Annotated in this window: 1 protein-coding gene and 1 pseudogene; both read right to left on the bottom strand. The window is 68.7% G+C overall.

Going from position 1 to position 1,267, the window contains the following annotated elements; all coding sequences use genetic code 11:
• A pseudogene (locus FrCorBMG51_RS02375) lies at positions 1 to 802 on the bottom strand (L-tyrosine/L-tryptophan isonitrile synthase family protein); the annotation flags it as partial.
• A 128-nt stretch (positions 803 to 930) separates the two neighbouring features.
• Positions 931 to 1,267, bottom strand: a 337-nt coding sequence (locus FrCorBMG51_RS30370; RefSeq protein WP_235433249.1) for a hypothetical protein, incomplete at its 5' end; no start/stop codon positions are given.

Here is a 1,267-nt window from a genome sequence, read left to right as displayed (position 1 = left end):
CCGCGCCCCGCCGCTGCGGGTGGATGGACAGCCGCACCGAGCGGGGATGGTGAGCGGCGATGATGTTGCTCCAGGCACGGCTGCGCTGGATCACGCCGTACGCCCGCTGTCGGCACGCGCATTGCAGCGCCGATCTGCTTCCCGCGAAGTCCGCGGTGTCGTCGACCAGGAAACGGGTGATGCCGCGGTAGAGACGCAGGGTGTCCTCGCCGGCGCGTACCTCGGCGCGCAGCTGTTCCAGGGGCGGGGCGTACCGCTCGCTCACCAGCGTCCGCTTGTCGTCGTAGGGCAGGTCACCGAGGACGTCGCGCAGGTCGAAGACGCTCAGGTGACCCAGGCGTTCGTGTCGGATCATGGCCTGTAGTCCGCCCGCGTAGGCGTCGATGTGCTCGTCCGGGACGCCGATGAGGTCGCCGAAGACGTGCCCGTCGGAGCAGATGAGCATTCGTGCCCCGGGGGCGTACACCTCCTCGACGGCCGCGCACAGCCCGTCGAGGAAACGCAGCGAGAGCCGTTCACCCTCGTCCGGGACGCGGCCGAGCACCTTGGCGGGATTGGGCGACTTGCAGGGGAAACCGGGCAGGACGAGGGAGAGGATGCGCGCGCACGTCCGGGCGACGGCCGGTGTGCTGCCAGACGTGGTGGTGGCCGCGCCGGCGACGACTGGAGCGGCGACGGCGGCGACGGTTGAGGCGGCGGCGGTTGGAGCGGCGGTGGTTGAGGCGGTGATGGCCGGGGTGGCGACATCTGGGGTGGTGATGGCAGGGGTGGCGACACCTGGGGTGGTGCCGGCGGGCGGCATGGATGACCTCCACGAGGGCATGGCGAAATGGCGCCTCGGCGGTCGCCGGGCGGTCGCGGATCGCGGTGTTCGTCCGCGGAGCCCCGCGGGCCGATCAGAAACCGGCCCCGTGAGGCATGAAGCGTTGGTCAGGCAACACGGCCCGCCCGCAGCCGATCAGAGACCGACGGCCGAACGCCGTCGGACCGCGAAAACGAGGGAACGAACGGTTGACGAGAGAACAGGCGGTTGCCGTAGCAGCCGTTTCCGTACTCGTTCTCCTGGTCGAAACTTGTTCTCCTGGTCGAAATAGGGCGCGTGACCATCTGGCCGACCTGAAAAGATGGTCCAGATGTTCTGGAGCGGCAATTATGTGACCATGAGTATCCGTCGCGGACGGCGGTGCGCGTCGATGGACGCCGGCCGCCGGAGAAGATCATCGCGAGTTTGTCGCTGTAGACGCCGATGCGGCCAAAAAGCGTACAC

This window comes from Protofrankia coriariae, assembly GCF_001017755.1.
Classification (GTDB): Bacteria; Actinomycetota; Actinomycetes; order Frankiales; family Frankiaceae; genus Protofrankia; species Protofrankia coriariae.
Note: the sequence above shows the minus strand (reverse complement) of the source record. Positions and strands in the feature narration are given on the sequence as shown.